The organism is Microcoleus sp. B4-D4, from assembly GCF_036705185.1.
Classification (GTDB): Bacteria; Cyanobacteriota; Cyanobacteriia; order Cyanobacteriales; family Microcoleaceae; genus Microcoleus.
On sequence record NZ_JAUBTX010000002.1, the window covers coordinates 267320 to 291198 of the forward strand.

The 23879-nt window shown below is 44.9% G+C and carries 20 protein-coding genes; 10 read left to right on the forward strand and 10 right to left on the reverse strand.

Going from position 1 to position 23879, the window contains the following annotated elements:
* Positions 1-97: 97 nt before the first annotated feature.
* Positions 98-1906, forward strand: coding sequence for a PAS domain-containing sensor histidine kinase (locus QUB13_RS02845; RefSeq protein ID WP_333378756.1), 1809 nt, complete (start codon positions 98-100; stop codon positions 1904-1906).
* A 154-nt stretch (positions 1907-2060) separates the two neighbouring features.
* Here the strand turns inward: QUB13_RS02845 and QUB13_RS02850 are convergent, their stop codons facing one another.
* Complete coding sequence (locus tag QUB13_RS02850; protein ID WP_333378759.1) at positions 2061-3341, reverse strand: DUF389 domain-containing protein; 1281 nt, start codon at positions 3339-3341, stop codon at positions 2061-2063.
* A 567-nt stretch (positions 3342-3908) separates the two neighbouring features.
* Between QUB13_RS02850 and QUB13_RS02855 the strand changes: the two genes are divergently transcribed.
* Positions 3909-4394, forward strand: coding sequence for a hypothetical protein (locus QUB13_RS02855; RefSeq protein WP_333378762.1), 486 nt, complete (start codon positions 3909-3911; stop codon positions 4392-4394).
* 151 nt (positions 4395-4545) lie between these two features.
* Here the strand turns inward: QUB13_RS02855 and QUB13_RS02860 are convergent, their stop codons facing one another.
* Positions 4546-5037, reverse strand: a complete 492-nt coding sequence (locus QUB13_RS02860) for a WbuC family cupin fold metalloprotein (protein WP_333378765.1) — start codon at positions 5035-5037, stop codon at positions 4546-4548.
* Positions 5038-5131: 94 nt separating this feature from the next.
* On the opposite strand from QUB13_RS02860, the gene QUB13_RS02865 reads away from it, so the two are divergent.
* Positions 5132-6340, forward strand: a complete 1209-nt coding sequence (locus tag QUB13_RS02865; RefSeq protein ID WP_333378769.1) for a tetratricopeptide repeat protein — start codon at positions 5132-5134, stop codon at positions 6338-6340.
* Positions 6341-6445: 105 nt separating this feature from the next.
* Here QUB13_RS02865 and QUB13_RS02870 read toward each other — a convergent pair whose 3' ends face one another.
* Positions 6446-7318: an S-methyl-5'-thioadenosine phosphorylase gene (locus tag QUB13_RS02870; RefSeq protein WP_333378772.1), complete on the reverse strand. Its 873-nt coding sequence runs from the start codon at positions 7316-7318 to the stop codon at positions 6446-6448.
* Between the two features lie 696 nt (positions 7319-8014).
* Between QUB13_RS02870 and QUB13_RS02875 the strand changes: the two genes are divergently transcribed.
* The 3 genes from QUB13_RS02875 to QUB13_RS02885 all read left to right on the forward strand — a co-directional run bounded on the left by QUB13_RS02875 (position 8015) and on the right by QUB13_RS02885 (position 13914).
* Positions 8015-9124 (forward strand): glycosyltransferase, encoded by a 1110-nt coding sequence (locus QUB13_RS02875; protein WP_333378774.1) that lies wholly within the window; start codon positions 8015-8017, stop codon positions 9122-9124.
* A 1086-nt stretch (positions 9125-10210) separates the two neighbouring features.
* Complete coding sequence (sat, locus tag QUB13_RS02880; RefSeq protein ID WP_333378776.1) at positions 10211-11392, forward strand: sulfate adenylyltransferase; 1182 nt, start codon at positions 10211-10213, stop codon at positions 11390-11392.
* Positions 11393-11709: 317 nt separating this feature from the next.
* Positions 11710-13914 carry a caspase family protein gene (locus QUB13_RS02885; RefSeq protein WP_333378778.1) on the forward strand — a complete coding sequence of 735 codons (2205 nt, stop codon included), beginning with the start codon at positions 11710-11712 and terminating at the stop codon, positions 13912-13914.
* Positions 13915-14550: 636 nt separating this feature from the next.
* Here QUB13_RS02885 and QUB13_RS02890 read toward each other — a convergent pair.
* Complete coding sequence (locus QUB13_RS02890) at positions 14551-15852, reverse strand: valine--pyruvate transaminase (protein WP_333378780.1); 1302 nt, start codon at positions 15850-15852, stop codon at positions 14551-14553.
* 584 nt (positions 15853-16436) lie between these two features.
* Between QUB13_RS02890 and QUB13_RS02895 the strand changes: the two genes are divergently transcribed.
* From QUB13_RS02895 to QUB13_RS02905, 3 genes are all read left to right on the forward strand, one after another.
* Positions 16437-16979: a carboxymuconolactone decarboxylase family protein gene (locus QUB13_RS02895; RefSeq protein WP_333378782.1), complete on the forward strand. Its 543-nt coding sequence runs from the start codon at positions 16437-16439 to the stop codon at positions 16977-16979.
* A gap of 286 nt (positions 16980-17265) precedes the next feature.
* Positions 17266-18471: an adenylate/guanylate cyclase domain-containing protein gene (locus tag QUB13_RS02900; protein WP_333378784.1), complete on the forward strand. Its 1206-nt coding sequence runs from the start codon at positions 17266-17268 to the stop codon at positions 18469-18471.
* A gap of 186 nt (positions 18472-18657) precedes the next feature.
* Positions 18658-19497, forward strand: coding sequence for a Tab2/Atab2 family RNA-binding protein (locus tag QUB13_RS02905; protein WP_333378786.1), 840 nt, complete (start codon positions 18658-18660; stop codon positions 19495-19497).
* 135 nt (positions 19498-19632) lie between these two features.
* Here the strand turns inward: QUB13_RS02905 and QUB13_RS02910 are convergent, their stop codons facing one another.
* From QUB13_RS02910 to hpf, 5 genes are all read right to left on the reverse strand, one after another.
* Positions 19633-19833: a hypothetical protein gene (locus QUB13_RS02910; protein ID WP_194070115.1), complete on the reverse strand. Its 201-nt coding sequence runs from the start codon at positions 19831-19833 to the stop codon at positions 19633-19635.
* 217 nt (positions 19834-20050) lie between these two features.
* The gene (locus tag QUB13_RS02915; protein WP_333378788.1) at positions 20051-20344 is read right to left on the reverse strand and encodes a hypothetical protein; all 294 of its coding nucleotides are present in this window, start codon (positions 20342-20344) and stop codon (positions 20051-20053) included.
* 110 nt (positions 20345-20454) lie between these two features.
* A complete protein-coding gene (locus QUB13_RS02920) occupies positions 20455-20736 on the reverse strand; it encodes a hypothetical protein (RefSeq protein WP_333378790.1) in 282 nt (93 codons plus the stop codon).
* A gap of 30 nt (positions 20737-20766) precedes the next feature.
* A complete protein-coding gene (locus QUB13_RS02925; protein WP_333087606.1) occupies positions 20767-21087 on the reverse strand; it encodes a Uma2 family endonuclease in 321 nt (106 codons plus the stop codon).
* A gap of 410 nt (positions 21088-21497) precedes the next feature.
* On the reverse strand, positions 21498-22121 hold the full coding sequence (hpf, locus tag QUB13_RS02930) for a ribosome hibernation-promoting factor, HPF/YfiA family (protein WP_333378792.1): 624 nt from the start codon (positions 22119-22121) through the stop codon (positions 21498-21500).
* A 150-nt stretch (positions 22122-22271) separates the two neighbouring features.
* Here hpf and lipB point away from each other — a divergent pair, with 150 nt between their 5' ends.
* Positions 22272-23033 carry a lipoyl(octanoyl) transferase LipB gene (gene lipB, locus QUB13_RS02935; RefSeq protein ID WP_333378794.1) on the forward strand — a complete coding sequence of 254 codons (762 nt, stop codon included), beginning with the start codon at positions 22272-22274 and terminating at the stop codon, positions 23031-23033.
* On the opposite strand, the gene QUB13_RS02940 is transcribed toward lipB, so the two are convergent.
* Positions 23030-23584: a single-stranded DNA-binding protein gene (locus QUB13_RS02940; RefSeq protein WP_333378796.1), complete on the reverse strand. Its 555-nt coding sequence runs from the start codon at positions 23582-23584 to the stop codon at positions 23030-23032. The two genes, lipB and QUB13_RS02940, sit on opposite strands and share 4 nt — an antisense overlap.
* Positions 23585-23879: the final 295 nt, after the last annotated feature.

Consider the following 23879-nt stretch of genomic DNA (forward strand, 5'->3'; position numbering starts at 1 on the left):
CAACAGCCAACAGCCAACAGCCAACAGCCAACAGTCAACAGTCCACAGTCACCTGACGGTGCAACCGGAATTAATATAATCTCAAATCTAAAATGGTATGAACTATTTGGGCAATGCAAAATCAGTTCAAGCGTTAACAGCTTACGAGGTGTGGCGCAATCGCTTCCTCCATGATCGGCTGCGCCCTGCTGTCGGAATTGCCATCTTTTTTGCCTTGACAATAACTGTCTATTTTATGGGCGAAGCATTCTTCGTCCGCCAGGAATTTAAAAGTGTTTATTTGTACACTAGCGCTGCTGTAGAAATAGGTTTGCTGAGCTGTTTTGTGCTGCAAAAAACCTCTTTTGGACAGCGCTATCCCGGTTTGCTGTTTTTGGGATTTTCGTGGTCGCTGACGGTCATTATACAGCTTGGGTTAGCTGTAGCAGGATCCGGAGAATTACCGATTTTTACCTGGACTTTAGCGTTTCTGATCCAAGCTACGCTGATGCCCGTCCGCTGGCGACTTCACCTAATTTCTCAACTCGGCGTTTTGTGCTGCCACATCGGGATAAATTTGGTTTTAAATTTAAGTTTTGCTAAGTATACTGCTTTTCGGTTGAGTGGGTTTTATTTATACTTATTTTGGTTTTGTTTGATTTGCGATTTGTCGGTTTATTGGTACGAATGTCTGCAACGAAAAGAGTTTAGTACCAGACGCAAGTTGGAATCTGCTTACCAACAATTGGAGGTGGCGGAGGCGAAGTATCGCAGTATTTTTGAGAATGCCGGCGAGGGAATTTTTCAAAGCACTCCCGATGGACGCTATATTACTGCAAATCCAGCTTTGGCGCGGATTTACGGCTGCAATTCTCCCGAAGAGGTGACGGCAAAATTTACTGATATCGATCGGCAGTTGTACGTCGATCCCGATCGCAGAAATGAGTTTTTGCGATCGATCGAGGAAAGCGGCACAGTATCGGATTTTGAATCTAAAATTTACCGCTGTGACGGCAGTATTGTCTGGATTTCCGAGAAAGCGCGGGCGGTACGAGATAGCAGCGGTTCCTTGCTTTATTATGAGGGTTTAATGGAGGATATCACGCAGCGGAAACAAGCCCAAGAATCGCAGCGGTTGTTTATTCACGCTCTTTCTCACGACTTGCGAAACCCGGTAGCGGGAATGTTAATGGTGCTGAAAAATTGGCAAACAAAAACTGGAGATTCGATCGCAATTCCCCGTTCTGTTTTGGATCGGATGATTCAAGGTAGCGAACAGCAGTTGCGCTTGATCAATTCGCTGTTGGAAATTCACGCCGGAGAATTGGGCGGTTTGTTTCTGCATTGCGATCGGGTAGATTTGAGGGCGGTAGTGGAAGCAGCGGCGGCTGATTTGGAGCCTTTAATGAATGAGGCTCAAGCTACTTTTAAAAATTTAGTGCCGGATGATTTACCCGCCGTGAATGCTGATGCTACTCAGTTGTGGCGCGTGTTTTCTAATTTAATTTCTAATGCTTTGAAACACAATATGCCCGGATTGAATTTAACGGTTTCCGCTCAAATAATAACGGCAGAACAAATAAGAATTAGTCGCGGCAAAACGAAACAGGATATAGAGAAATTACCGATCCCCAATTCCCAATCCCCAATTCCCAATCCCCAATCCCCAATTCCCAATTCCCCAACCAGGATGATTTACTGTACGGTTGAAGATGACGGGGTGGGAATATTGCCGGAACAGTGCGAACATCTGTTTGACCTTTATGTGAGGGGTTATCAATCCCGACACTCGGTGGGTTTGGGTTTGGGTTTATATCTTTGCAGGCAAATTATTGGCGCTCACGGCGGGGAAATTGGGGTAATTAGCAGTCCCGGTGCTGGGGCTATTTTTGGGTTTACTCTGCCGCTGGCCGAGAATGGTAGTTGATTTTTTGGTATTTTTAACTAAATGCGATCGGTTTGTAGTCAGTCCACCGGACATGATATTACATAGCAGTTAGATTTCTCCTATGAGGTATCGATCGCTCAATCCCTCAATCTCAAATCTCAAATCGACTAATTTGTCACCTTTTTAAGAAAGGCTAGATCGGAGGGGCTTCTAACACGGTGACATCTACCAATGGTGTTGCCTTAAACTCTTCTTTCAACAAGCGAGTTTGGATGGCTTTGGTGAGATCGGTGCGAATTTGTTGAGCCGATCGCGTGACTTGCGGCTGACGCTGAACGTAAACTTGACACAGCAAAATATCATCCCCCGGATTGTCGGCTCTGGTGAAGCGAACGTTGGATTCTACCAGCTTGGCTAAATTGCTTTGCTTTACAACCTGCTGCAATTGAGAATTTGCCCGTTGAGCGAGACTAGAACGCTGGAGGTTAGGCGAATTAGAAAATTGCCAGATGATTAATGCCGTGAGTACGATCGCACTAACTCCCACCGCCGCCGGGAACACACCGCGTTTTCCCCGCGCGTAGCGAGCTCCTTGAGTCGATAGCCCAAACAGACGAAACATCAGCGCAGCAGCTAAATTAATGCCGCCGAGTTGCAGCAGCAGTAAAAACACGCCGTTGACTGCCAGATCCCAACGACCAATTGCCGCCCCCATGCCAATCAAACCAGCAGGGGGAGCCAGCGAAGCCGATACCAGCATTCCGGTAGCGGCTCCCGACACCAAGCTGCTGCGATCGGACTGAACCAGGGATAGCGCTCCGGCGGCTCCTGCTGCAAGGGGAATCAGCACCGATACCGAGGAAATTTGGCTGCCGTCAATCATCAAGCTGGTGGGGCTTTGCTGTTGCAAAATCAAACTCAGCAATCCCGTAGTAACGATCGTGACGCTCAGGGCCGCAAAGTAGCGTAAAATGCTGCGCCCCAAGAGTTTGAGATCGCCCCTTGCCGTTGCCAGCGCAGTATTCATCGCAGGCCCGGCAAACGGTGCCAGCAACATGGCGGCAACTAGCAGGTAGCTGGTATTGGTGTATAAACCAATCCAAACAATGACTCCGGCGAAAAAGGCATAGCTGAGAAATCCTTTCCAAGAACCTGTACTCTGCAAACCAGCCAGAAAAATTTCGATCGGGCTGCGTTCCTCAACGTTAGTGACTTGCTCCGGAGCCTCATTGGCTGGGGGATGCAGTGACATCACACCAGTTGGCAGCAGAGTAACACTTAAGTCCGGCAGGTCTTCGAGTTTTCCGAGAAGTTCCTCAACCTCGCCATTAGAAACGTGGATCAGCACCAGATCCAGCCCTCGATCGACTCCCGTCGCTTCAATTTGTGCTAAGTTCGTGCCTTTACAGGCTTTCGCTATCTCTAAAACTGTTTTTCCAGAACCCCGAGGAACTTGTACAAATAGTTGGCGCATCGTCTTCACTCATCTGTTAATTCGATCTAGACCTTCTCTCCAGAGAAAGCAGCTTCAACAAATCCAGGCAAACCCGGAAAACCTAAGCTGTTTAAGTTTAGACAAGCATTCTTCTAAGCGTGCTTGCGCTTCCTCACTGTCGAGGTTAACCTGGAAATATCTGTTAGAGATATCATAATAACATAGCCTTTCTCAGGTTTCTGGAGGTATGGATTTAGATACTTCGGCTTCGCGATCGTAAAAGTTTGAGATTTGAGACTTCGCCGTCAGCGCCAGCATCGAAGGATTTTAGATTGAGGGAATTTGGAAATTGAAGAATTGTTAATTAATTAGATTTTTCCAATCATTCTTGTCGAGCCTGCTATTCATAGGCTTTGAGAGGATTCGTCTGTTGGGCAATACTTCACTCACTTGAGAATTGCTATATGTCTATTTGTTCTATTGATTTTATTTGAAAATAGTGTTATGATAAGCCCAATATTTTTATATTCAAAATATCCCTTCACATTGTCTCGATCGACAGCATTTAATCCATAAGATTGATCAAACATAAAATAAGTGTAATTTATGGTTGAAAAACACTCAGAAAATACAGCCAAAGACGATCCAGCTAAGCAGGATGTAGCTAAATATAACGAGCGGTCATTCTCAACCTTAATTCGAGCGATCCATCTTTCCCAAGGTTACTTTTCTTTCGTTTTAGTCAACTGCAACTCCCTGGAATTGCGGCAGCAAATAGTCGATCGCCTGCAAGCAACTTGTACCCATAAACCGCAGCAAATGCTGTTGTCAAAATCGGCGACAACTCTCTACACGACAATCGCAGCAGAAGTAGACAACAAAACGCCCCCAGCATTAATGATTCTCGGCTTGGAATCAGTGGAGTCGATCGATCGACTCCTCGTTTCTACCAACCTAGTCTGCAGCGAATTCAGCAACAATTTTTCCTTTCCCCTCATCTTTTGGGTAACAGATGAACTTCTGAGAAAAATCATTCGCACCGCCCCAGATTTATACAATCGGATGACAACAATTAGATTTGTTAGTTGTTAGTTAGTTGTTAGTTGTTAGTTGTTATTTGTTAGTTGTTATTTGTTAGTTGTTATTTGTTAGTTAACAGTCAACAGCCAACAGTCAACAGCCAACAGTCAACAGTCAACAGCCAACAGTTAACAGCCAACAGCCAACAGCCAACAGCCAACAGTCAACCCTTAAACTCAGCTTCCCAAAGGCTGACTAACTCCCGCGCCGCCGCACTTCCCTCAGCCGGAAAACCGGGTAAAAAGTCTTTATCCGCAGCCACGTCATAGGGCCCTTCCTTGAACTCCAAAATCACAGTATCCGCAGCCAAAGCTACTAAGGTGTGAATAGTACCCTCGGGAAGTTCCACAGCGCGAGTGGGCCCGGCTGCACCCACTTGCAACGATCGCAAGATTTGACCGTTTTCGTTCAAAATAAGAATACCTACCGATCCTTGAATCACTACAAAAAACTCAAAACCGTTAACTGCAGGCGGGCGGAGGTGTCGGTGAGGGCGCACGTAGGTACCCGGTTGCAGCACGTTGACAAACCGCTGCACCTTTTCTGACAAATCGTGGAAATTGTAGTTTTGTCGCTGACGCGGGCTGCTGCGGGAGGAAGCTGTAACTTCGTCTAGCAATTCCTGCGTCAAGCACTTAATCGGAGGGGATTGCACAACAGATATCCTGTATTTAATACTTTGTAAACAAATGGGCTAGTCTGAGATCGTACTTACCAGCATCTCTTGACATATGAAAATCGCAAATCAGGTGCGTATCACTAAGGCAATGCGTTTGTCAAGTATTTTTAGAGCAAGTATTAGCCCGATCGCCTTTTCGACTATTCTAGTCTGCGCCTGCAGCGTTTCTGCTTCACAACCGAGGACGGCAGGACTGTTGGTGCAGCAACAATTGCCAGAGCAGCAAATTAAAGCAGAAATTCGCGATCGAGTTCAAGAAGAAGTTGACACTGCTTTCGGGCGCACGGCGACACTGCTAAACGGGCTGGTAATTGCTTTAACTTTGCTTCCGACAGCAGCCGGAGTCGGGGTTTGGTTTCTGTTTAATAAATTGTCCCAGCAGACAACAAGTGCTCGCCAAGAAATCGAAAGTCTCCATTACGATACCATCTCTCAATTAAAACTATTAATTTCCGATGCTGAAGGCATTTTAGGGGAAATTAAACACCAAAGTCACCAAGCGGATGCAGAAACGGACTTGTTATTGCCCGACGCCCAAATTCAAGAATTTACTCCGGTTAACTACGGCAATTACCAACAGTTATTGACGGCGGGAGACTATGCCAAACAGGGAGATGCTTGTTTCTTTGAAAACCGCTACGAAGATGCGATCGCAGCTTACAATCTCGCCCTGCAAATTCAGCCGGATTTAGCAGATACCTGGAACAACCGGGGAGTAGTGCTCACTAGAATGCAGCGGTATCCAGAGGCGATCGCCTCCTACGAACAAGCTACGACAATTCGCCCGCAGTATCCCGACGCTTGGAACAACCGAGGGGTAGTATTGTTGGAATTGCAGAAGTACCCGGAGGCGATCGGCTGTTACGAACAAGCCATCCAAGCCAAACCCGACTACGCCGATGCTTGGAACAACCGAGGCGTTGCTTTTTCCAAAATGCAGGAATACGAACAAGCAGTAATTTCCTACAATAAAGCCCTACAAATCAAGAATGATTATACTGACGCTTGGAACAATCGAGGCGTTGCACTCTCAAAACTGCAAAAATACGAAGCAGCGATCGATTCCTACGAAAATGCTGCTAAAATTCGACCAGATTTTTACAGAATATGGTACAATAAAGCCCGATGCTATGCGCTACAAGGTAAAATTGAATTAGCAATTGAAAATTTAAAACGCGCCCTCAATCTCAATCCGAATTTGTGTAAACAGTTAGCAAAAACCGAAGTTGATTTAGAAAAAATTCGCGAACATGATGCGTTCAAGCAGTTGATTAATTAATACCGTCTGGAACACCAACATTGAGAAACCGGATTTCTCTCGAAAAATCTTTGGTAGGATGCCAAACTAATCTAAGAAACCCGGTTTCTGGTTCTAGCGTCTGCTCTATAAATACTTCTTCAACAACAAACCCATTTTATCCTTGGTTCTGGCAGGCACTTGATCCAGCGGAGTCAGAATTGCATATTTCAAAGCAGAATGCGATTCGGAAACAGGAGGATTTTCTGTTAGCATCCGTACAGTTTTTTGAATAACTTTCTGGGCATTTTCTGCATTGCGGTGCAAATTGGCAATCACCATTTCTACGGTTACGCTGTCGTGATCTTCGTGCCAGCAGTCGTAATCGGTCACTAATGCTAAAGTTGCATAGGCAATTTCTGCTTCTCTGGCTAATTTTGCTTCGGGCAAATTTGTCATCCCGATGACTGTCGCCCCCCAACTGCGGTAAAGATTTGATTCTGCTTTTGTGGAAAATGCCGGGCCTTCCATGCAGACGTAAGTACCGCCTCGGTGCAGGGTAACATCGGGGATGTCTAAGGATTCGATCGCACTTGCCAACACTTTAGCCAATTCGCCGCAAATCGGGTCGCCAAATGTAATGTGACCGACTATTCCTTCTCCAAAAAAAGTAGAATCTCGATTTTTTGTGCGATCGATAAACTGATCCGGCACTACCATATCTAAAGGTTTTGCCTCTGCTTTCAGAGAACCAACCGCCGACGCTGAGATTAAATACTCAACTCCCAAACTCTTCATTGCATAAATATTTGCCCGATACGGCACTTCTGAGGGCAAAAAAGTGTGGTTGCGGCCGTGTCTTGCCAGAAATGCCACGGGCGTACCGTCCAAGGTTCCCACAATTGCGGCATCCGACGGCGATCCAAAAGGTGTATCAATTTTTACCTCTTCCACATCTTGGAGGGCTGCCATTTTATACAAACCGCTGCCACCGATAATTCCGATCTTTGCTTGTGCCATTTTTTACCTTCTGCCTGAGTTTCACAACAGTGATTATATCGGGCCACCGTTAAATTAGCTTGACACACTCCCGGGCCTGAAGGCGTGGGAATTCTAGGATACTGGCAAAGGATGCGGAGCAAGCCCCGTCTGACACCTTCTCTCCTACTAGACAATCCCCTGCCTAGTTGGATTTCTCCAAACAACCAGAACTGGTTTTCTTTCTTTAGGTCTGACAGACATTTTGAACCCCGGCTTTTACCCCGGGCGATTCTTTTTATACCAGTTGAACTGCTTCGACTACATTCTCGCGGTGCGTTTGAAATTTTACCTACCCTACTTCTGGGCAGAACCTCTTACCTCAAGTCTGTTGAAAAACTTGTATTGAATCTTACTACAAAATTTCAGGGATATTACGTAGTTCAATATTGCTTAATTTCCTTAGAGATAGAAAAGCTGTCGAGCTTATGACGGGGCTCTTACCCCAATTTTTCGGTAAATAAATATTCTTAAACATTTCATCACAATAGTCACCAGACACACACTATAGAACGCATTTGACATCTATTCCCGACTTATTACCACAACTAGGTTTGGGCGAATCAGTAGAATCCTAGATTTAGGCTAGAATAGTTGCCCTGTAAGGAAGGATTTTACAAAAGATATCAAATGGATTCTATAATACTTTGGATACTACTCTAAGGTAAGCAACTAGCTATGAATATTTTTATACTCTCTTCACGGGGTTTATCATCTAGCGTCTTCTGGGACACAGTTTTTGAATTAGAAAATATTCTGGTACGAACCTGCAACGCAAAACTTTTGATACCATCGGGTCAGGACTTACTAAAGTGGTCATCGGAACTGCCTCCACTAGCTAATCGAATTGTCCGTAAAGCTATCAAGTCTACTACAGGTTTCTATAAGTTAGCCTCTTTACCTGAATTGTCGAACAAATCCAATGTTTTACTGACTATTGGCATCTCAGGCTCAGATTTAGAACTACTATCAAGCATACCTAAGTGGCGGCAACGTTTTGATCTTGTTATCGGTTATGTGTTCGACTCCTGGAATCCTAACATTTACTCTAAAAATGTCTATCATTTAGATCATTTATTCGTTGCGCTACCCGAAGTTATAGATGAACTCCAGCAACATTTTAACATCCCAGTATCGCTGATACCTTTTGGCGCTGATGTTCTTGGTCAAGGTTCGTGTCAAGTCAAACGTTCCATTGATTTAACTAGCTTTGGGCGGATACCCGAACAGTATCACAAGGCTTTTTTTAATAAATTCAATCAACCTGGTTCCGAAAAAATCTACTATAGATCGACACCCCGGAACCAAGTAAAATTTCCGAAATTGCCTTACGAAAAACGTCAAGATGAAGAAGATACTCTCCTACTATTTCATATTTTGAGAAATAGTAAAATTACCTTAGCATTTGACACGATCTATCCTGGTATGCGTAAGTTTTCTTACTCATTTATTACGCTGCGGTGGTTTTACGGTGCTGCGACTGGTGGCGCGATTGTTGGGAAACGTCCAACTACACCTCTGTATGATGAGTTGCTGAACTGGGAAGATGCAACTATTGAGTTACCAGACAATCCACAGAAAAGTGTGGAGTTAATTGAAGAACTTTTACAAGACACGCAGCGCCTTCAGTCGATATACAAACGCAACTATGTTGAGAGTTTAGCTCGTCACGATTGGAGATATCGGATTCAGAGTATGCTGGAGAAAGTTCAAATTCCCTTACCTCATCTGCTGGGTGAAGAATTATTGCAACTAAAAATGCTTCATAACAAGTTGGTCGCAAACTAGCTAGTTGTCAAAAAATAAAAGCTATAAATTTGAATAGTATTGCATTTCAACAGGATGACGCTTAACTTTACGGTGAATTTATCGCCGATATTTAGTAATAGTTTATTGGCGATAAATTCCCTAACGGAGTAGAGATGATTTATTTTTTTATATGATGAGAAGTGAGTTGATAATTTGAAAATTAACCCAGTGTTTATACGGACTTTTACACTGATTCGTATTAATAAACAAAAATTACAGGTATCTATGTCAGAGAACAAATATGAAAATGGGAGGCAGACAAAACCCAATCTTTTTAATCTGTTTACAATTGTGTGAACTTCCTCAGCGCTAATAGAACCTGGCATAAAATCGTGAAACTCGATAGTTATTTGCTTAATATTGCGGAGCGTGGCATCGCTGATCGAGTTAAAAAGGGCTTGTTTGGTACCTTAAAATCTACTTTCAAGACATCAATTAACTCAACTTTATGGTTATTTAAAAAAGTGTCGAGTGTGATTCCCTCGACTGATATAATGTCATGTCCAGTCTAGTAAATTATAATCGTAATATTTGGTTTTTGTTGTCGAAATCAACCGAACATGATATAATTTGATGAAGATCGCTAACTGCTTAGTCGCTAACAATATGGCATTTCTAATATTGTGAGAAATATAAATTTAGAGGCTAATTTTAATCTGAAAAAACACAGTTAACTTTTAAGAATGAGTTGTTTGTATGATTTAAGAATGTACAGCAGGAAAGGCTTGTATGGAGTAAATCTGACAAATTAAATTCACGATTTATCTATTCGCTGAATCGATAGAAATTCGCCCCTGAATTGATAATTAAAGACTAAAAGTTTATTAATTTGGCATGAATAATATGAGCTTTAAGATTTGTCAATCCTGAATGTTTTTGCCAGAAGTAGATAAATTTTGTTAGAAAATTATAAAATATTATAACCTAGCTAATAAATTATATTTTGTAAATATAATGTATATTCTGTGCTGGAGTTTACTAGAAAAACTGATTAAGTGTAACAACACCTTGGTAGGATATAGGTAGCTAAAGTCCAACATCTTAAATCTAAAACCTCAAATCGACATGAGCCAGAATTTAGACCGCATTGCCCCTCACGGCGGCATCCTGGTCAACCGCATTGCCACACTAGACCAAAGACAAGAATTTTTTGACAAAGCAGAAGTATTGCCGCGAGTTCAGCTTTCGGATCGATCGATCTCTGACCTGCAAATGATCGCCATCGGAGCCCTGAGCCCCCTCAAAGGGTTCATGAACGAAGCTGATTATCGATCGGTCGTCAAAGAAATGCGCCTGTCCAACGGCATCCCTTGGTCGGTTCCCATCACCCTCTCAGTCAGCGAATCAGTCGCCGACAACCTCAAAGAAGGCGCGTTAGTGCGCCTCGACTCCCCGGCTGGCGAATTTGTCGGCATCTTGGAACTCGCAGAAAAATACCGCTACAGCAAAGAAGAAGAAGCCGTCAACGTCTACCGTACCGACGACCTCAAACACCCGGGCGTACAAGTAGTAGACCAAGCCGGGCCGGTGAACCTCGCAGGCGACGTTTGGCTGTTGGAACGCGAACTAGACGCCCGGTTTCCTCAATACCAGATTGACCCGGCGAAATCGAGACTGATGTTCAAAGAAAAAGGATGGAAAACTATAGTCGGTTTCCAAACCCGCAACCCCATCCACCGGGCCCACGAATACATTCAAAAATGCGCCTTAGAAACAGTAGACGGCTTGTTTCTGCACCCGCTAGTCGGGACGACTAAAGATGATGACATCCCGGCTGACGTGCGGATGCGCTGTTACGAAATTCTGCTAGAAAAATACTATCCAAAAGACCGCGTAATTTTGGCAATTAATCCGGCGGCGATGCGCTACGCCGGGCCCAGAGAAGCCATTTTTCATGCTTTAATCCGCAAAAACTACGGCTGCACTCACTTTATTGTAGGGCGCGATCACGCTGGAGTTGGCGATTATTACGGCACTTACGACGCCCAACACATTTTTGACGAATTTGAGCCGGGAGAATTGGGAATTGTGCCGATGAAATTCGAGCACGCTTTCTATTGCAAGCTGACGGAACAAATGGCTACAACTAAAACAAGTCCCAGCAGTCCCGAACAACGGGTGCATTTGTCTGGAACCAAGGTGCGGGAAATGCTCAGGGCTGGAAAATTGCCGCCACCACAGTTTTCTCGACCGGAAGTTGCAGCCGAATTAGCTAAGGCTATGAATATTTTTAGTTACGAGATTTAAATCTTGAACTTTGGTATTGGTGGCATTCTGAAAAGTTAAAAAATATTTGAGTTTTGAGTGAGGAATTTGAAAATTTCACCTTAAAACTCAAAAATTTTAACTTAAAAGTTAAAAAATATTTGAATAATTAACAGTCAAAATCTACAAAAATTCGGCAAAAAGTGGTTTGATAGGTTACTTATAGCGGTAAGGTGCGGTGTGCATCGCCGGCGAGGTCCAAAGGTTCTGCATCAGCCCGGATATAATTAAATCCCCAAAAAATCTTGAGGGATATTTAAGTTAAAATTCAAAATAGAAAATTCAAAAGCTATTTAAAAATGGGACTGAAGCGGCGGGAATTTTTACAGCAAGCTGGCCGGATGCTGGCCGCGATCGGCATCAGCGAAACTTTGTGGTTGCGGTTGGGCGATCGCTACCTCCAAGCCTTAGCCCAGCCGACTGCGCGTAAATTGGCTTTGTTGGTGGGCATCAATAAATATCCAGACTCGCCTCTGTATGGCTGCGTGACGGATGTGGAATTACAGCGGGAATTGCTGATCGATCGGTTTGGATTTGCGCCGTCCGACATTCTAACTTTGACTGACGATCGAGCTACGAGGGAAAATATCGAGACGGCTTTTGTCACTCATTTAACCGAACAAGCAAAACCAGGCGATGCGGTGATTTTTCACTTTAGCGGCTGCGGTAGTCGAGTCGGTTCGATCGACACTCCAGGCAAATTGCACAATAGTTTGGTGCCGGCGGATGACGTTGTACCGCTGTTAGCAAACCGAGCGGTGAACGATATTTCAGAGGAAACGCTGCTGCTGTTGATGCGATCGCTCCCGACAGAAAATGCGATCGCCATCCTCGACACCAGCTACACCTATCAAAAATTGCCCAAAAACGGCAACTTTCGCATTCGCTCCCGTCCGCGCTCCACCATCGGCCAGCAAAGCATCGGAGAATTAACGTTTGCCCAAGGCCTCAGATCGAGATCAAATCTCCGTCCGGCGGCCGCGGTACTTGCTGCTGCTGCGAATTCCCAACTCGCCGCCGAACAACAATGGAACGGATTTACCGCTGGTTTGTTTACCTACGCCCTCACCCAAACTCTGTGGTTAGCAACTCCCGCTAGTAGTTTCAGCGTCAGTTTCAGTCGCGCCGCGGGTACTGTCGAGGAAATGGCGGGGTTATTGCAACAACCGCAAATTCGCCATGACAATTTAACGGCACCGCCAGCAGTTAATTTTTCAAATTTAATGTTGAATTCTGCGGCGGCTGATGGCGCTGTAACGGCGGTGGAAGATGGCGGCAAAACTGTGCAGTTGTGGCTCGGCGGTTTGTCGGCGGGGGTTTTGGAATGGGCGGGGAACTCGGTATTTGCTGTGGGTTCGCCTGCTGCATCGATCGAGGGCGATTCCCTAGGCGATGGGTACACTTCACTACTTTTGGTGCAGGCTCGCACGGGCTTTTCTGCTAAAGCTCAAATTTTAGACGGGGGCGATCGCCCAAACAGACAATTAACCGCCGGCGAACTCGTGAGGGAAGAAATTAGGGTATTGCCGCGAAACATCGGTTTGACAGTAGCTTTGGACTCTGGTTTGGAACGCATCGAGCGGGTAGACGCTACGAGTGGCTTTGCGACTGTGCCGCAAGTTTCGGTGGTAGGGAGCGACCAACCTGCTGACTATCGGTTTGGTAGAGTCCCGGAAACGATTTTAGCTGAAACTTCGTCGGATCGGCCTGTTTTGTATCAACGGCGCTACGGCTTGTTTTCTCTGGCCCAAAGGCCGGTTCCCGACACCGAGGGCGACGGGGGAGAAGCGGTGAAGGTGGCCGTGCAGCGCTTGGCTCCGCAGTTGAAAGCGTTGCTGGCGACGAAGTTGCTGCGGCTGACTGTCAATGAGGGGTCTTCGCGACTGAAGGTGCGGGCGGTGCTGTCAACTATGGCCCCGCAAGCCAAGGTGATGGTGCAGCGGGAGCCGGTGCGAGCCGATCGCACTTATCGCTTGCAGCCCATGAGCGCAGACAGCGAGAAATTGGCAAATATCGATATGCTCAGCGTCCACAAGGGCGATCGAATTCAGTACAGACTGTTTAACGAAAGCGATCGCCCGGTGTATGCTGCGGTGTTTTCGTCGGATAATGCCGGACACCTGTTGGTAATGAATTCTCAGATCGAAAATGATCCCGGAGCGATGTCGGTGGCGATCGCCCCTGGGGAGAATTTGAGTGTACCGGGCGCTGGGACTTTCGGCTGGGCGGTATCGGGCCCGATCGGACTGGGGGAAACTCTAATTATATTTAGTGAAAAACCCTTCACTCGAACTCAGACGGCGATCGAGGAAGGAATGCTGCAAGTGAGGAATGCTTCACCAATCCGAGAATTGTTGAATCCTTTAATTGTCGCGCAGGCCGTCTTGGAAGATTTGCACAATGCTAGCATTCCGGGTGTGGAGAAGTTGGGAATTTCCACTGATGATTTGGCTTTGGATGTGAATGTTTGGGCAAGTTTGAGTTTTGTTTATCGGGTAATTTAATTGTAAAATTGCGAAGGTTTTTTATGGGAACATCTGTGCAGGAGCTTTATAATAGGGCTTTTTAAAATGCCGGAGATGCACCCGTTTTCTACAACAGATTAGCTTCCTAAATCATATCCAATCCGGTAGCATCAGAATAGTAAATTCACTGTTGACTGTTGACTGTTGACTGTTGACTGTTGACTGTTGACTGTTAACAGTTAACATCATGAGGAGTGCTACCGGATTTGATATCACAGATCGATACGGAAACCGCAGATATCAGGCAGATCGACGCCGATTAATATCAAATCCGGTAGCATCGGAATTATAAAATCGAGTCAGATCAAATCCGCGCTTCATAGTTCTGTATTCATCTCTCTCTTGTCTTCCTCTGTGTTCTCTGCGCCCTAGCACCGGTTAAATCATTCCGATGCTACCGGAAACGATATAACGCAGACAATTGAAGGAATTGAAGGCGATTTAGTGCCAGAGGTCTAATATCATGTCGGGTCGATTACTATAATCAAAACGGATCTGTGCGGTCGATCGACCGGACACGATATAACCTATAATCGAAATCTACCGGAGTAAAACATCGATATTCATATGCTTGTTTCCGCTAACTGAGAAACTATATGTTCGAGCGTATTCCTATTAGCCGCGATAAACTTTTTCCACGAGTTGAGCCAATCGTTTCATCGCAGTCTCAATTTCATCATTTGTCGCAGTCAAACTAATTCGCAAACATTCGTGTTTGTGCTGCCAATCTTCCCGCAAACCGGGGAAGAAAGAACTTCCCGGCACGACTATTACGCCGACTTCTTTCAATTTTTGGTATAGTTCCCAATCCGTCATTGGCAAATCTTTCAGCCACAACCACGCAAAAATTGCTCCTTCGCCTCGGTGCAAGAACCACGGCAAATCCTTCGGCATCGATTGTTCTAAGGTGGTTTCTACGATCGCAAATTTGCTTTGATAGTACGGGCGAATTACGTTGAAGGAAATGTCGGCAAGAGCGCCGGAATTAATGGCGCGTGTGGCGATCGCCTGTCCGTATCTCGGCGAATGAATGCACATATTGGTCTGAAAAGATTCTAATATTTGAATAATGTTTCGATCGCCGATCGCAATTCCGATTCTTTCTCCCGGCAATCCCGCTTTTGACAAACTCATGCAATGCACGATGTTGCCGCCGAAAATCGGTGTCATTTCCGTAAAATTCAAGGAGGGGAAAGGAGGGGCGTAGGCGGAATCGACGAACACCGGCACGTCGAAAACAGCGGCTAAATCTGCTATTTTTTGAACTTCGTCGTTGGTGAGAACGTTGCCGGTGGGGTTGCAGGGACGGGAAAAGATGACGCAACCGGTGGTTTGGTCGATCGACAGTTGGCTGAAATCCGGCCGGTATTTGAATCTGTGCGCCGCTGCATCAATATCGAGGGTGGGTTTGCAAGCGATTACCGCTTCGGGAATTAAGCTCACGCCGCCGTAACCGGTGTAGTCTGGGCTCAGCGGTAGGACGATCGATTTGAAATTTGGGATTTGGGAATTAGGATCGGCAATCTGTGTTCGCGGTGCAGTGTAGCCGCCAAAAGCGTTGGCTGCGTAAAAGTAAATTGATTGACTTCCGGGAGTAATTAGGACATTGCGATCCGTCAAATTCAGTCCGTAACGCTGGTTAAAATCCGTCACTACAGCATCGATTAACGGCTGATAGCCTTGACTGGAACCGTAGCGGCAAACCACTTCGCCGTATTCCGGGCTCGCCAGAAGTTCGGCCGTGCAATCGCGCCACAATTTCTCGACTTCGGGCAAAATCACCGGATTTCCCGCGCTCAAATTGATAAACTCCTGCCCGCTGCCGGCTCTGAGAGTTTCAATAATATCTTTCATGATCGCCCGCACGCCGGTGAGGTGGGACATCTGAGCGCCAAACTGAGTAAGGGCAGGGTTCATAAATGCAGCGACAAAGATAAAAGTTTACAGCTTATTATAATAACTCTTGTTGCAGGCATTAGCGTAGCTTGTCTGGGCGATGGGTTGTCGATCGCCCAAACTGCCAATTAAATAAACTAGATCGCACAGCATTTTGTTTTTTCCCTTCTGCGCCCTGCTGCATCAGATGAGCTCGAATTTGTGGAGTTTGATCGGGCGATCGAACGTAGTGTTTTTTGCCGGAAAATTCGCGAACCGGGCCGTAGTATCCAATTCAAGAGTTTTGCTGAAATTTCGCCCCACGCGCGCGATCGACTGCCGGTGGTTGACGCTAGCTCTTGAGACAGTTTAATATTAGTATCAGACGCGATCGTAACAGAGTTTTATTTGCTCCAAGCATTGCTATAATAGTAAATTTAATTTATCCTCAAAAGTTAGATTTGTTGCTAGCTCATTTTCAAAATTCGCGGTTTGCTGACAGCGGTGCATTTTATCATCAATCCTACTAAAGCCAAAAGATTTGGTAACGCAACCCTTGCGGTGGCGTTACATAAAAACTGCGGCAATCCCAACCACACCTAACAGTCGTAAACTTCCATAAAACCATGACACACTTTCCACTTATCGAATACGAGGAAATTACAGATCCTAAAGCCAAGGAAGTCTACGAAGAAATCTTGACAGAATTGGGGTTTGGTATCGTCCCCAACCTGTTCAAGTCAATGGGAATCAACCCAGACTTATTAGAAGCAAATTGGAAAAAATTCCGGGGAACAATCCTGCAAGGAGACTTACCCAGAACTCTTAAAGAAATGGTCGGTGTCGCTATTTCCCAATTCAATAACAGCGAGTACGCTCTCCAAGTTCACCTGCACGGATTGTCTGCCTTGGGGATGAGCGAAGAAGTCCTGCGAACCCTAGTTTCTGACTTTGCCAACTGCCCTCTGCCAAAACGCGATAAAGCTGTCATTAGCTTTGGCTTGCTGGCGGCTACAAAACCCCTGGAAATGACAGAAGCTCATTACCAAAATCTGCGGGATTTAGGGCTAGATGATGCGGAAATTTTTGAGATTATTGCCACAGCAGATTTGTTTAGCTTTGTCAATCGATATACCGATGCAATTGCCCTAGAAATTGATGCTTTATAATCTATAATCCACTACGGTTCACTTAAGATTTTCCCAAGAGAAAAACGAAGGGGGAGCATCTGGTGTTTTGCATTTATAGTGCGAGCATCTCAAGAACTTGCGTATTGTACAACTCGCGAGTTCTTGAGGTGCTCGCACGCTCAATAAAAAAATGCTTTTTGCAAAACTTCAGATGCTCCCGGAACGAAGAACGAAGCAATCGCAGTATTGATTAATTTTTCATAATCTTTTACCGCCTGGATCGTCTTAAGTAAACAGTATTGATCTATAATCTCATACCCCTATTATGGGCGAACGGCTAGAACAGCAAGACCGAGAAGAACTTTTGTTAACTGCCCGCCGTTTGTTAGCAGAAACTCAGGCGCTTTCTATCCGCATTGCAGCCGTCAACGAAATTGCCACTGCCATTAACCGCACCCTCGATCTCAATCAGATTTTGCGGGTAGTAGGCAAGCAAGCCAAATGGCTGCTAGACTTTGAACACTGTAGCGTTTGCCTGCACAGCTCTAGCACTTGCACGACTTTATTTGGCAAGCATATCCCTATAGAGATTGCTGCCCTACCAGACAGCAGCCCAATTAACAAAGCCTTCAAAACACGTCAACCTCAATTAATTCAAGAAGCCGGTGCTACTGCTATTTTGTCGCCCTACGCTTCGCAAATTATTCTTCCTTTGGAAAGCGAAGGTAAGGTTTTAGGAACAATTAATTTTGCCACAACCAAGCCGCGATCTTACACTCAAGAAGACCTGCGGATTGGCTATCTTTTGGCTTTGCAACTATCCTCAGCAATCCGCAATGCCGAACGCTTTAAAGAGATGAATAATCTGTATTTGGAACTCGATGCCGAAAAGCACAAATCCGACCAGCTACTGTTGAACGTACTCCCGGTTGAAATTGCCGAGGAACTCAAAAATAACGGCAAAGTGGAACCCGTTCATTATGATTGCGTATCGGTTTTGTTTACGGATTTTCAAGACTTTACTAAGTTATCTGAAAAGATGACTCCGCGAGAGTTAGTTGACGAACTAGACTATTGTTTTTCTTATTTCGATCGCGTGATGGATAAATATTGTCTGGAAAAATTAAAAACTATTGGCGACAGCTATATGTGTGCGGCGGGAATTCCTGTCCCAAGGGCAACACACGCCTTTGATGCTGTACTCGGAGCTATAGAAATTCAACAATTTATGGAGTTGCGAAAAGTGCATAAAGCTCAACAAAACATTCCTTATTGGGATATCAGGATCGGTATTCATTCAGGCCCAATACTTGCTGGGGTTATTGGGAATAAGAAGTTTGCCTATGATGTCTGGGGAGATACAGTTAATACTGCATCTCGGATGGAATCTTCGGGTGTGCCTGGAAAAATTAATATTTCTAGTGCAACGTTTGAATTAGTTAAGGATTTTTGTGAATGTGAATATCGAGGGAAAATCCTTGCTAAAAATAAGGGCGAAATGGATATGTATTTGGTTAACCATCTTAAATAATACAGTGCGCGATCGCATCAACATCGAAGAAACTGGTTTTTTTATACAGTCTCGGATGCACTCCAGACAAAGAAGCCAGTTTTTTACCCTTACTGCGGATTACCGTGTAGGATTTTCTTAAAAAAAATGCAGTGTTCCCTGGTTATATTAAAATTATTGAGTTGTAGATTTTATTTTTTAACTCCCATGCGTATTTGGCAAGCCGATTTTTACCGCCGCCCCCTGCAAGACGAAACAGGTAAACCATTGTGGGAATTATTAATTTGCGACGGGGCACAAACTTTTCAATTTAGCGCTTTTTGCAGCCAGTCGGAAGCTAATTCTAATTGGCTGGCGGCGCAGTTGCACCAGCAAGCTCAAATTCAGAATTTGCCGGATTTGATTCAAGTATTTAGGCCTCAATCTCTCAGTTTGATCGAAGCTGCGGGCAAGGTTTTGGGTATCAAAGTAGAAGCGACTCGTCGCACTGCGGCTTTGAAATTGCTGCTACAAAAACGGGCAGAAGAATATTCGAGTATGCCTAATTATACAGCCGAAAATTACAGCCCGATCGCCCTTGAGACTCCGCCGCCGGTTCCTTTACCCCAAAACCTTTGGGGTGATGGCTGGCGTTTTGCTTCCCTAGCCGCAGGCGATATTGTAGAAGCTTTTCAAGAACGTCCCATACCAATATTGGAAATGCCTGAATTGCTGCTACCGCTGACTTTGGGCTTAGCTTCCACAGTACCAGTGCCCGGTGTTGTGATTGACGGCGGGCGACAGTCGATGCGGTTGGCTAAATGGCTTCAGGATGTGAAACCTTTTGCTTTGAATTATATTGCTGGTGCTCCAGATGGATTGATTTTGGAAGCTGGATTGGCAGAGAGGTGGGTTGTGGCTACTTTTGAAGATAGCGAGGTGAAGGCGGCGGCAGAAATTTACCAACAGCGCCAGCAATTAAGTAAAGGATTGCATTTTTTGTTAGTGCAGCCTGATGACAGCGGTATGACTTATACAGGTTTTTGGTTGTTAAAGTTCGATCGATAATATTTAAATATGATTAGTTCTGATGTCGATCGATCGCAAAAAAAAAATACTGTCCGAACTGAGTTCCAGCAGATACAGACTCGAACATAAATTTTAGAATAACTTCTCAATCTAGTCAGAGATAGTGCAGGCCAGTTATTCCACAACCAGAATCAATCCGTTTTGGATGCCCTCACACAATCGGTTAATGTAAAATTGATCCTTTTTGTCTAGCCCGTTGAGGACTGCTGAGTGAAGCAGTTGTCTGTCGAGGGGAGTAATTTGGCGAAAGGCAAAGACGCGCTGGGCGATCGCCTCCACAGAGATTTTGGGGAGGCTAGCAGAACTTACTGTCATGGTCTTCATACCCTGAAAATAGGTAACATAACTCTGTACTTTTATTTTTAAAGATTTTGTAAAGTTATTTTGTGATTGAAATCACATAGCTTTATAAATAATACAGAACCCATTTGAGATCTTTCATTCCTTACAGCTAATCCTTTGACACTCAAGGGGATAAAACCAAGCTGGAGCTTGGCATTTGCCCGTTCAAATGTCCGGTCAAAGTTTTTGACTAAGCTTTTACATCGCTTGCGAGCCAAGCATTAGATCTCTCAATCACCCACCTAGCCTTAACTGGCACAAATCCTGACTTGCCTTTGGCTTCCTTTTCTGCTTTCGACGGTTTAGGTGAGAGTTGAAATTGTAGCTTGGTCATGATTGCAGGGTAAATCAGTTCCAATGCTTGGGTCAGCTTGTCAGGATGATAACCATTATCTAGCAAGATGGTAATTTTTGGAAGTTCCAGCGGTTTAGATTTGAAGTAATTAATATTTTGGGACAGCATCTCAATCCATACGCTGGTCATAAGATACATTAGCAGGAGTGCAGTGAGTGAAGAAAGGAAAGCCTAATATATCTACAGCTAGATGTCTTTTCATCCCATTTGTCGCTTTGTAAAAACAAAAACCTTTAGATTCAACACCCTTCAATACAAGTGTTCTTCACTGCTTGTGAATCGATCGTGTTCAAGGTCGTCCACTGTGTTTTTTTTTGACTTTTTCGCGCAGTCTTCCATGTAACTCTGTTCGGACTCACCTCAGACTCAATATATTGTTCGGCTTGCAAGACATTAATTTGTAGCCCTCGCCGCGCGTACCGCCAAAGTTCCGGGATTCCGAGAAATTGATAATTATCCAACTGCGTGCGAGAGGTGAGATAGATTTTTATAGCTAAGTTTGGTGGCAGATCTACACTCATATCCAGGCGATTTTTACCGATAACTGCTGCTTAATTTTGAATGTAAAAATAGGTATCCGGTTCTACAGCCTGACTCATGCGTTCGTTTTTCAACGTTGTCGAACCCAAAGACTCAAATGCTATTTGTCGTGCTTCCAATAAAAATTTTACCATGTCGCCAATTATTTCCTTGGCTTTTTCATGTTCGGGTAGGGGAACCATAATTTCTAATAGTCCGTTACTATAGGAAATTCGGGAAGCACGACTTTCTCCCAATTCCGCTAAAATACTTTCCAATTGTTGCCAGTTCACATCCTCCACCAGTAATTGCTGACCCGGTTGAATCTTCAGTTGTCTTAATTCCAATAGCATAATTGTTCATCCTATTGTTTGTAGCGAGGATTTCACTTTTTCCTTACTGTCTAAAAATCGGGAGCATTTCAGTGTGGCATTTGAGCGTGCGAGCGTCCCCGAATAGCGAGTTTGTACAATACGCGAGCGAGGACGATCGCACTAAATAGTGGAACACAATTAATTACACAAAAATTTGGCTACAAGCCTTCCTCCGTAAAGAAGCTGTATGTAATTAATTCTGTGCGATTACTTATAATAAAAAAATGCTTTTTGCCAAACTGAGATGCTCCCTAAAAATCCAAACCAAGAAAAAACTAAAGTCCTTACTACGAACGAAAGGTTCGTAGTGAAGACTTTAGTTTTTTCTTGCTAACGACTTGCAGCCATTAACAATTAGAAATTATCTAGCTTTTCCCAACACTAGATTTTTAATGTGCAGCGCTTTCGGCTGTTTTGCTATGTTTGCTATTACCGTTGCCGTTGCGCGGTTGGATAACTCCATAGCCACCGTGAGTCTTGCGTTCGTAGAGCACGTTAATTTCGTCTGTTTCCGCATTGCGGAACATATAGAAATCGTGATCGATAACCTGCAATTGTTCCAAAGCATCTTGTACAGTCATTGGAGGCATGGCAAAATACTTAGTCCGCACTACCTCGGCAGGAAGTTCGGGAGTTCGATCGCCAATCAAATCCGATGCTACAGGATGTTCATCAACTACCGCAATTGTTTTGGGACTACTCTGGATTTTGTTGTCGTGGCGTTTTTCCTTAAATTTCCGCAGTTGACGAGCGATCTTGTCGGCAACCAAATCGATGCTGGCATAAAGGCTTTCCGTGCTTTCTTCAGCTCGAATCACGCTACCGTTAGCATAAATTGTCACCTCAGCAGTCTGCTTAGGATTGATCCTGGGGTTACGAGCCACCGATAGATGAATATCGACTTCTGTAGTCAAAGTTTGAAAATGGCTAACTGCCTTTTCAATCTTTTGATTGACGTACTCGCGAATCGCATCGGTGATTTCTATATTTTTACCCTGGATAACAAGCTTCATAGAGCTCCCTCCCTTCTGTAACTTGGGTATAGTTTATACAATAGCATTATGTATTAAACAAAACACTTTTCTTTCAAATCTTTTTTATATGTTGACAATTCTTGATTTAAACTGCACCAATATTCCGTAAAAACACTATTGATTTTTTTCATGCTTTCCCCTATTATCCCTCAAAACCTAAATGCACAACCCTGCTTGCTCTTCGATTGGGGACAAGTACCTTACTCCCAAGCTTGGGAAATCCAGCAAAAACTGGTGCAAGAGCGCCGGGAAAATCCTGATTTGCCTGATGTGCTGATTTTGCTGGAACATCCGCCGGTTTACACTTTGGGGCTGGGCTCGAAGTTGGAATTTCTGAAATTTGACCCCGATCGCAGTCAGCCGGAATTGCACCGAGTTGAGCGGGGCGGTGAGGTGACTTACCACTGTCCGGGCCAGTTGGTGGGCTATCCAATTTTAAATTTGCGCCGTCACCAGCAGGATTTGCACTGGTATTTGCGACAGTTGGAGGAAGTGCTGCTGGGAGTGTTGGAAGTTTGCGGGCTGAAGGGTTCGCGGGTTGCGGGTATGACTGGCGTTTGGGTGGATGGTACCAAGGTGGGGGCGATCGGGATTAAAGTCAGCCGCTGGATTACGATGCACGGTTTTGCTTTAAATGTTTGCCCGGATCTAACAGGTTTTGGACAAATCGTACCTTGCGGGATTCCCGATCGACCGGTTGGCAGTTTGGAGCAATTTATACCGGGAATTGAGGTCGATCGAGTTAGGGCGATTGTTATTGCACAGTTTGCTCGCGTTTTTGGAGTGGAAATTGTGCGATCGTCGGAGTCAAAGATAGATGGTGCGTCACTCTCAACATTCCGGCGGAGTCTCGAACAACCCGAAAGTGACGCACCCTACGGCTGTGATTAAAAAGGAATCGGATCGTAATCGGGATTATCAGCTTCGTTAGACGAACCCGACTGGCGATCGGACTCAGAAGAAGACTGATGCGAGTTCCAATCCGAGCTAGACGGGCGGTTAGCAGGGGCTGGAGCGTTGTTAGAACTGCGACCTCGGGAACTCATGGGAACCACATTGCTCGGCACATTAGCCGGGGGTGTGTCGCGAATTTGAGTCGGTTCCGGGGCAGTTCTAGCTGCTGGTGCAGCGCTCATCGCATCGGCGCCGACACTGTAAATCCTTTGGGCTGTCAGTTCAGCGCGCTTTTCTTTAATACCATCTATTTCGATCGTATTCATACCCAGCCGACCTTCAATAATCACCCGATCGCCCTCGTGATATTTATCGTGAATTTCTTGAGCCAAATTACCCCATCCTATCACCTTCAAACGTTCGGGCGGATCTTCAGGTTTTGGGCCGGGAAACTGCACCAGCATCTCAGCGATTGGAACTTGATTGTCTGGAGTATAACGGAGTTGCGGTTGTTGAGTTATTTCCGCCATTAAAATGCAGCTATTCATCTGTTATCTTTGCGTAATTGGGAATTGAGAATTGGAAATTGGAAATTGGATCGGATCGCGTACTGTACATTATTATAACAAAAACGGTTCGCACTACGAACGACGACGACGAATATTATTGCGCTCAATCGAGCTGACAAAATATCGTTGGCATTTGTTGATTAGAAATTGGCGATCGCACTTGCGAATTCAGGATGTTAGACTAACAATTGCATAAATCTTTGATGAGAGAGGAAAACAACTTTTTAACGCAGAAAAACGCAGAGATATTACTGAATAGTTTGTTATTTTGACA

Coding starts and splice junctions, on each gene's coding strand:
- QUB13_RS02845 (WP_333378756.1), top strand. CDS start 98: ATGAACTATTTGGGCAATGCAAAATCAGTTCAAGCGTTAACAGCTTAC.
- QUB13_RS02850 (WP_333378759.1), bottom strand. CDS start 3,341: ATGCGCCAACTATTTGTACAAGTTCCTCGGGGTTCTGGAAAAACAGTT.
- QUB13_RS02855 (WP_333378762.1), top strand. CDS start 3,909: ATGGTTGAAAAACACTCAGAAAATACAGCCAAAGACGATCCAGCTAAG.
- QUB13_RS02870 (WP_333378772.1), bottom strand. CDS start 7,318: ATGGCACAAGCAAAGATCGGAATTATCGGTGGCAGCGGTTTGTATAAA.
- QUB13_RS02875 (WP_333378774.1), top strand. CDS start 8,015: ATGAATATTTTTATACTCTCTTCACGGGGTTTATCATCTAGCGTCTTC.
- sat (WP_333378776.1), top strand. CDS start 10,211: ATGAGCCAGAATTTAGACCGCATTGCCCCTCACGGCGGCATCCTGGTC.
- QUB13_RS02885 (WP_333378778.1), top strand. CDS start 11,710: ATGGGACTGAAGCGGCGGGAATTTTTACAGCAAGCTGGCCGGATGCTG.
- QUB13_RS02890 (WP_333378780.1), bottom strand. CDS start 15,852: ATGAACCCTGCCCTTACTCAGTTTGGCGCTCAGATGTCCCACCTCACC.
- QUB13_RS02895 (WP_333378782.1), top strand. CDS start 16,437: ATGACACACTTTCCACTTATCGAATACGAGGAAATTACAGATCCTAAA.
- QUB13_RS02900 (WP_333378784.1), top strand. CDS start 17,266: ATGGGCGAACGGCTAGAACAGCAAGACCGAGAAGAACTTTTGTTAACT.
- QUB13_RS02905 (WP_333378786.1), top strand. CDS start 18,658: ATGCGTATTTGGCAAGCCGATTTTTACCGCCGCCCCCTGCAAGACGAA.
- QUB13_RS02910 (WP_194070115.1), bottom strand. CDS start 19,833: ATGACAGTAAGTTCTGCTAGCCTCCCCAAAATCTCTGTGGAGGCGATC.
- QUB13_RS02915 (WP_333378788.1), bottom strand. CDS start 20,344: ATGACCAGCGTATGGATTGAGATGCTGTCCCAAAATATTAATTACTTC.
- QUB13_RS02920 (WP_333378790.1), bottom strand. CDS start 20,736: ATGAGTGTAGATCTGCCACCAAACTTAGCTATAAAAATCTATCTCACC.
- QUB13_RS02925 (WP_333087606.1), bottom strand. CDS start 21,087: ATGCTATTGGAATTAAGACAACTGAAGATTCAACCGGGTCAGCAATTA.
- hpf (WP_333378792.1), bottom strand. CDS start 22,121: ATGAAGCTTGTTATCCAGGGTAAAAATATAGAAATCACCGATGCGATT.
- lipB (WP_333378794.1), top strand. CDS start 22,272: ATGCTTTCCCCTATTATCCCTCAAAACCTAAATGCACAACCCTGCTTG.
- QUB13_RS02940 (WP_333378796.1), bottom strand. CDS start 23,584: ATGAATAGCTGCATTTTAATGGCGGAAATAACTCAACAACCGCAACTC.